We start from the raw sequence: 7,772 nt of genomic DNA, 5'->3' as shown, positions 1-7,772 counted from the left end.
CCCGTGAGGTCTCATGAGCTCTGAAAGCGTAGTAACAAGGAATCATGAGAAGTCAGCCGAACCCATAGTAGTGAGGAAACTTCTGTAATGGAAGTGGAGCGAAGGGGTGAATACTCAAACAGTCTGGGGAGAGACTGTTTGAGGTCTGTCGCTAGAAAGAGAAAACGACAGATCGAAGTAATCCTACTTTACTTGTGTCTGTAAAACGAACGGTCTGATAGAACTGGACTCTGTCACGTATTGACTAGATGAAGGTTCACCAATATAAGATATCCCTCAGGCACCAAAACAAGAAAGGAATAGGCACATGTCAAAATTGCTAGATAAGATAGTATCACGCGAAAATATGCTGGAAGCTTACAATCAAGTAAAATCCAATAAGGGCTCAGCTGGGATTGATGGAATGACTATCGAAGAGATGGATGACTATCTCAGACAAAACTGGCGCTTGACTAAGGAGCTGATAAAACAGAGGAAATACAAACCTCAATCAGTCCTGCGAGTTGAAATCCCCCAACCCAATGGAGGTGTCCTTCAGCTTGGGATTCCGACAGTGATGGATAGGATAATCCAACAAGCCATTGTTCAAGCTCTTAGAGTACTTAAATGACGGCTATGAGTGGATAGTGGATATAGACCTAGAGAAATTTTTCGATAGGGTTCCTCAAGATAGATTGATGTCCTTAGTACATAACATAATCGAAGACGGAGATAGGGAATCCTTGATTCGTCAGTATCTTCATTCAGGTGTTATCATTAACGGTCAACGTCATAAAACGCTAGTTGGCACACCACAGGGAGGAAATGTATCTCCTCTCTTATCCAATATCATGCTTAATGAATTGGACAAGGAATTAGAAAAGAGGGGACTTCGATTTGTGCGCTACGCAGATGATTGTGTGATGACGGTCGGAAGCGAGGCAGCCGCTAAGCGTGTGATGTATTCAGTCAGTCGTTTTATTGAGAAACGGCTAGGTTTGAAAGTAAATATGACCAAGACTAAGATTACCAGACCAAGAGAGCTGAAATACTTAGGTTTTGGGTTCTGGAAATCATCAGATGGTTGGAAAAGTCGTCCCCATCAAGATAGTGTTCGGAGATTTAAGTTTAAATTGAAGAAACTAACACAGAGGAAATGGAGTATAGACCTAACAAGACGTATTGAACAACTGAATTTGTCCATTCGAGGATGGATAAACTATTTCTCATTGGGAAATATGGAAAGTATTGTCACCAGCATAGATGAGCGCTTGCGTACTCGCCTACGAGTGATTATCTGGAAGCAATGGAAGAAGAAATCGAGACGACTATGGGGATTGCTTAAGTTAGGAGTTCCTAAATGGATAGCAGATAAGGTATCTGGCTGGGGTGACCATTATCAATTAGTAGCTCAGAAGTCGGTACTAAACGTGCTATATCAAAACCAGTCCTTGAAAAACGTGGACTGGTTTCGTGTTTGGATTATTACCTTGAACGACATGCGTTAAAAGTTAGTTGAACCGCCGTATGCCGAACGGCACGTACGGTGGTGTGAGAGGGGCTAAAGATTATCCCCTACTCGATTAAGCAATTTCCTTGACATTTTTCTTATTTTGCGCTATCATATATACATATAATATATGGGAGTCTGTGTACAGTCTGAGAGGAAGTGTTAAACTTCGACCGCACCTGATCTGGGTAATGCCAGCGGAGGGAACGATACTTAGTCTGATTTTGCACCTTTTCCATATATGGTAAAGGTTTTTCTTTTTGTCAAAGGAAAACGAGAAGAGGAGGTTTTTATGAAAGCAAGCATCGCCTTGCAAGTTTTACCCCTAGCACAGGGGATTGATCGGATAGCTGTTATTGATCAGGTCATTGCTTATCTGCAAGCTCAAGAAGTGACCATGGTGGTGACACCATTTGAAACGGTCTTGGAAGGGGAGTTTGATGAGCTTATGCGCATTCTAAAAGAAGCGCTGGAAGTGGCAGGGCAGGAGGCAGATAATGTCTTTGCCAATGTCAAAATAAATGTAGGAGAGATTTTAAGTATTGATGAGAAGCTTGAAAAGTATGCTGAGACGACACATTAGTCTATTGGGTTTTCTGGGAGTCTTGTCAATCTGGCAGTTAGCAGGTTTTCTTAAACTTCTCCCCAAGTTTATCCTGCCGACACCTCTTGAAATCCTCCAGTCTTTTGTGCGTGATAGAGAATTTCTCTGGCACCATAGCTGGGCGACTTTGAGAGTGGCTTTACTGGGGCTGATTTTGGGAGTCTTGATTGCCTGTCTCATGGCTGTGCTCATGGATAGTTTGACTTGGCTCAATGACCTGATTTACCCTATGATGGTGGTTGTTCAGACTATCCCGACCATTGCCATAGCCCCTATTCTGGTCTTGTGGCTAGGTTATGGGATTCTGCCCAAGATTGTCTTGATTATCTTGACGACCACTTTTCCTATCATCGTCAGTATTTTGGACGGCTTTAGGCATTGTGACAAGGATATGCTGACCTTGTTTAGTCTGATGCGGGCCAAGCCTTGGCAAATCCTGTGGCATTTTAAAATTCCAGTCAGCCTGCCTTACTTTTATGCAGGTCTGAGGGTCAGTGTCTCCTACGCCTTTATCACAACAGTGGTATCTGAGTGGTTGGGAGGCTTTGAAGGACTAGGTGTCTACATGATTCAGTCCAAGAAACTGTTTCAGTATGATACCATGTTTGCTATTATTATTCTGGTATCGATTATCAGTCTTCTCGGTATGAAGCTGGTTGATGTCAGTGAAAAATATGTTATTAAATGGAAACGTTCGTAGAATAAGAATGTTTCAAAAAAGAAAAGAGGAAATCAAAATGAAGAAAACATGGAAAGTGTTTTTAACTGTTTTAACAGCTCTTGTAGCTGTCGTGCTTGTAGCTTGTGGTCAAGGAACTGCTTCTAAGGATAACAAAGAGGCAGAACTCAAGAAGATCGACTTTATCCTAGACTGGACACCAAATACTAACCACACAGGGCTATATGTTGCCAAGGAAAAAGGTTATTTCAAAGAAGCTGGAGTGGATGTTGATTTGAAATTGCCACCAGAAGAAAGCTCATCTGACTTGGTTATCAATGGTAAGGCACCATTTGCAGTGTATTTCCAAGACTACATGGCTAAAAAATTGGAAAAAGGAGCAGGAATCACTGCCGTTGCAGCTATTGTTGAACACAATACATCAGGAATCATCTCACGTAAATCTGACAATGTAAGCAGTCCAAAAGACTTAGTTGGTAAGAAATACGGGACTTGGAATGACCCAACTGAACTTGCTATGTTGAAAACATTGGTAGAATCACAAGGTGGGGACTTTGAGAAGGTAGAAAAAGTACCAAATAACGACTCAAACTCTATCACACCTATTGCCAATGGTGTCTTTGACACTGCTTGGATTTACTACGGTTGGGATGGTATACTTGCTAAATCTCAAGGTGTAGATGCTAACTTCATGTATTTGAAAGACTATGTCAAGGAGTTTGACTACTATTCACCAGTTATCATCGCAAACAACGACTATCTGAAAGATAACAAAGAAGAAGCTCGTAAAGTCATCCAAGCCATCAAAAAAGGTTACCAATATGCTATGGAGCATCCAGAAGAAGCAGCTGATATCCTCATCAAAAATGCACCTGAACTTCAGGAAAAACGTGACTTTGTCATTGAATCTCAAAAATACTTGTCAAAAGAATACGCAAGCGACAAGGAAAAATGGGGTCAATTTGACGCAGCTCGCTGGAATGCTTTCTACAAATGGGATAAAGAAAATGGTATCCTTAAAGAAGACTTGACAGACAAAGGCTTCACCAACGAATTTGTGAAATAATGACAGAAATAAGACTAGAACACGTCAGTTATGCCTATGGTCAGGAGAGGATTTTAGAGGATATCAATCTGAAAGTCACTTCAGGTGAAGTGGTTTCCATCCTAGGCCCAAGTGGTGTTGGTAAGACTACGCTTTTCAACTTAATTGCGGGGATTTTAGAAGTTCAGTCAGGGAGAATTGTCCTTGATGGTGAAGAAAATCCCAAGGGGCGCGTGAGTTATATGTTGCAAAAGGATCTGCTCTTGGAGCACAAGACGGTGCTTGGTAATATTATCCTGCCCCTCTTGATTCAAAAGGTGGATAAGGCGGAAGCCATTGCCCGGGCGGATGAAATTCTTGCGACCTTCCAGTTGACAGCTGTACGAGACAAGTATCCCCATGAACTTAGTGGGGGGATGCGCCAGCGTGTGGCCTTGCTTCGAACTTACCTTTTCGGGCACAAGCTCTTTCTCTTAGATGAGGCCTTTAGCGCCTTGGATGAGATGACCAAGATGGAACTCCACGCTTGGTACCTTGAAATTCACAAGCAGTTGCAATTGACGACCCTGATCATCACGCATAGTATCGAAGAGGCCCTCAATCTCAGCGATCGCATCTATATCTTGAAAAATCGCCCTGGGCAGATTGTTTCAGAAATTAAACTAGATTGGTCTGAAGATGAGGACAAGGAAGTCCAAAAGATTGCCTACAAACGTCAAATCTTGGCAGAATTAGGCTTAGATAAGTAGAAAAATAGGGAGTTGGTGAAGATTATCCTTTACCAGCGCCCTTTTTCTTTTAAAAATGAGAAAATTTCGGTATAATAGTCAAAGATAGTCAAGGTTCAAAGAGAGGTGGGTTTGTAATGAGATTTAAAAATACATCGGATCATATTGAGGCCTACATCAAGGCGATTTTAGATCAATCTGGTATCGTGGAGTTGCAACGAAGTCAGTTGGCAGATACCTTCCAGGTTGTTCCTAGTCAGATTAACTACGTGATCAAGACACGCTTTACGGAAAGTAGAGGCTACTTGGTTGAAAGTAAGCGTGGTGGCGGAGGTTATATTCGTATAGGACGGATTGAGTTTTCTAGTCATCATGAAATGCTCCGAGAGCTTCTTTATTCGATTGGCGAGCGAGTTAGTCAAGAAACTTATGAGGATATTCTCCAGCTTTTGGTTGAGCAGGAATTGATGACCAAGCAAGAGATGAATTTGCTAGTATCAGTAGCTTTGGATCGCGTTCTAGGAGAAGAAGCTCCAGTCCTTCGTGCAAACATGCTACGCCAGGTCATACAAGAGGTAGATAGAAAAGGGAAGTAAGATGAACTATTCAAAAGCATTGAATGAATGTATCGAAAGTGCCTACATGGTTGCTGGTCATTTTGGAGCTGGTTACCTAGAGTCTTGGCACTTGTTGATTGCCATGTCCAATCACAGTTATAGTGTGGCAGGGGCGACTTTAAATGATTATCCATATGAGATGGACCGTTTAGAAGAAGTCGCTTTGGAACTGACTGAAACGGACTATAGCCAGGATGAAACTTTTACGGAGTTGCCGTTCTCCCATCGTTTGCAGGTTCTTTTTGACGAAGCAGAGTATGTAGCGTCAGTGGTCCATGCTAAGGTGCTAGGGACGGAGCACGTCCTCTATGCGATTTTGCATGATGGCAATGCCTTGGCGACTCGTATCTTGGAGAGGGCTGGTTTTTCTTATGAAGACAAGAAAGATCAGGTCAAGATTGCTGCTCTTCGCCGAAATTTAGAAGAACGGGCAGGCTGGACTCGTGAAGACCTCAAGGCCCTACGCCAACGCCATCGTACAGTAGCTGACAAGCAAAATTCTATGGCTAATATGATGGGTATGCCCCAGACTCCGAGTGGTGGTCTCGAGGATTATACGCATGATTTGACAGAGCAAGCTCGTTCTGGCAAGTTAGAACCAGTCATCGGTCGGGACAAGGAAATCTCGCGTATGATTCAAATCTTGAGTCGGAAGACAAAGAATAATCCTGTCTTGGTTGGGGATGCTGGTGTCGGGAAAACTGCTCTGGCGCTTGGTCTTGCCCAGCGTATTGCTAGTGGGGATGTGCCTGTGGAAATGGCTAAGATGCGCGTGTTAGAGCTTGATTTGATGAATGTCGTTGCAGGGACACGCTTCCGTGGTGACTTTGAAGAGCGCATGAACAATATCATCAAGGATATTGAAGAAGATGGCCAAGTCATCCTCTTTATCGATGAACTCCACACTATCATGGGTTCTGGGAGTGGAATTGACTCAACTCTGGATGCGGCCAATATTTTGAAGCCAGCCTTGGCGCGTGGAACTTTGAGAACGGTTGGTGCCACCACTCAGGAAGAATACCAAAAACACATCGAAAAAGATGCGGCCCTTTCTCGTCGATTCGCTAAAGTGACGATTGAAGAGCCAAGTGTGGCAGACAGCATGGCCATTTTGCAAGGCTTGAAGGCGACTTATGAGAAACATCACCGTGTGCAAATCACAGATGAAGCGGTCGAAACAGCCGTTAAGATGGCCCATCGTTACTTGACTAGTCGCCATTTGCCAGACTCTGCTATAGACCTCTTAGATGAAGCAGCAGCAACAGTGCAAAATAAGGCTAAGCATGTAAAAGTAGACGATTCAGGCTTGAGTCCAGCTGACAAGGCCTTGATGGATGGCAAGTGGAAACAGGCAGCTCAGCTAATCGCAAAAGAAGAGCAAGTGCCTGTCTATAAAGACTTGGTAACAGAGTCTGATATTTTGACTACCTTGAGTCGATTGTCAGGTATCCCAGTCCAAAAACTGACTCAGACTGACGCTAAGAAATACCTGAACTTGGAAGCTGAACTGCACAAGCGTGTCATCGGTCAAGATCAAGCAGTTTCAAGCGTTAGCCGTGCTATTCGCCGCAATCAGTCAGGGATTCGCAGTCACAAGCGTCCGATTGGTTCTTTTATGTTCCTAGGACCCACAGGTGTCGGGAAGACCGAATTGGCCAAGGCTTTGGCAGAAGTTCTCTTTGATGACGAATCAGCCCTTATCCGCTTTGATATGAGTGAGTATATGGAGAAATTTGCAGCCAGCCGTCTCAATGGAGCTCCTCCGGGTTATGTGGGTTATGAAGAAGGTGGGGAGTTGACCGAGAAGGTTCGCAACAAACCATATTCCGTTCTCCTTTTTGACGAGGTAGAGAAGGCCCACCCAGATATCTTTAATGTGCTCTTGCAGGTCTTGGATGATGGTGTCTTGACCGATAGCAAGGGCCGCAAGGTTGACTTTTCAAATACCATTATCATCATGACGTCAAACCTTGGTGCGACAGCCCTTCGGGATGACAAGACCGTCGGTTTTGGAGCTAAGGATATTCGTTTTGACCAGGAAAATATGGAAAAACGCATGTTTGAAGAGCTGAAAAAGGCTTATAGACCTGAGTTTATCAACCGTATTGATGAAAAGGTGGTCTTCCATAGCCTGTCTAGTGACCATATGCAGGAAGTGGTGAAGATTATGGTCAAACCTTTAGTGGCAAGTTTGGCTGAAAAAGGCATTGACTTGAAATTACAAGCTTCTGCACTGAAATTGTTGGCAAATCAAGGATATGACCCAGAGATGGGAGCTCGTCCACTTCGCAGAACCCTGCAAACAGAAGTGGAAGACAAGTTGGCAGAACTTCTTCTTAAGGGAGATTTGGTGGCAGGCAGCACACTTAAGATTGGTGTCAAAGCAGGCCAATTGAAATTTGATATTGCATAAAAATGGAGAATCAGGAGTAATCTTGATTCTCTTTTGCCAAATTTCAAGTTCAAGTTAGCCATGAAGAAGTCTTCTCTGGGTGATTTGTAGTTCAAGCATTTTTTAGGATAGTTATTAATCCAATTTTCGATGAATGCGACTTCTTTGGGAGTCGTTTTCTTAGTTCCCTTAGGTAACCATCTCCGAATGAGCCTGTT

General features: G+C 43.4%; 5 protein-coding genes, 3 pseudogenes and 1 riboswitch. Of the genes and pseudogenes, 7 read left to right on the top strand and 1 reads right to left on the bottom strand.

Features of this window, described 5'->3' with window-relative positions; translation table 11 throughout:
* The first annotated feature begins 307 nt into the window (after window positions 1–307).
* From HT687_RS09020 to HT687_RS08990, 7 genes and pseudogenes are all read left to right on the top strand, one after another.
* Window positions 308–1,498: pseudogene (locus HT687_RS09020) on the top strand (group II intron reverse transcriptase/maturase).
* Window positions 1,499–1,609: 111 nt separating this feature from the next.
* Window positions 1,610–1,712: riboswitch (TPP riboswitch) on the top strand.
* A gap of 69 nt (window positions 1,713–1,781) precedes the next feature.
* The gene (locus HT687_RS09015; protein ID WP_000647658.1) at window positions 1,782–2,072 is read left to right on the top strand and encodes a thiamine-binding protein; all 291 of its coding nucleotides are present in this window, start codon (window positions 1,782–1,784) and stop codon (window positions 2,070–2,072) included.
* The gene (locus tag HT687_RS09010; RefSeq protein WP_162199268.1) at window positions 2,035–2,793 is read left to right on the top strand and encodes an ABC transporter permease; all 759 of its coding nucleotides are present in this window, start codon (window positions 2,035–2,037) and stop codon (window positions 2,791–2,793) included. The genes HT687_RS09015 and HT687_RS09010 overlap by 38 nt, the downstream gene beginning before the upstream one ends.
* 37 nt (window positions 2,794–2,830) lie before the next feature.
* Window positions 2,831–3,838, top strand: coding sequence for an ABC transporter substrate-binding protein (locus HT687_RS09005; protein WP_031233681.1), 1,008 nt, complete (start codon window positions 2,831–2,833; stop codon window positions 3,836–3,838).
* The gene (locus HT687_RS09000; RefSeq protein WP_023936794.1) at window positions 3,838–4,566 is read left to right on the top strand and encodes an ABC transporter ATP-binding protein; all 729 of its coding nucleotides are present in this window, start codon (window positions 3,838–3,840) and stop codon (window positions 4,564–4,566) included. The genes HT687_RS09005 and HT687_RS09000 overlap by 1 nt, the downstream gene beginning before the upstream one ends.
* 116 nt (window positions 4,567–4,682) lie before the next feature.
* The gene (locus HT687_RS08995; RefSeq protein ID WP_023936792.1) at window positions 4,683–5,141 is read left to right on the top strand and encodes a CtsR family transcriptional regulator; all 459 of its coding nucleotides are present in this window, start codon (window positions 4,683–4,685) and stop codon (window positions 5,139–5,141) included.
* A gap of 1 nt (window position 5,142) precedes the next feature.
* Window positions 5,143–7,524, top strand: a pseudogene (locus tag HT687_RS08990) (ATP-dependent Clp protease ATP-binding subunit); the annotation flags it as partial.
* On the opposite strand, the pseudogene HT687_RS12000 reads toward HT687_RS08990, so the two are convergent.
* Window positions 7,413–7,772: pseudogene (locus tag HT687_RS12000) on the bottom strand (hypothetical protein); the annotation flags it as partial. The pseudogenes HT687_RS08990 and HT687_RS12000 overlap by 112 nt on opposite strands.

The sequence above is a fragment of the Streptococcus sp. 1449 genome, assembly GCF_013276805.1.
GTDB classification, from domain to species: Bacteria; Bacillota; Bacilli; order Lactobacillales; family Streptococcaceae; genus Streptococcus; species Streptococcus pseudopneumoniae.
The sequence above is the reverse complement of the archived record's forward strand: the minus strand, read 5'-3'. Positions and strand labels throughout refer to the sequence as shown.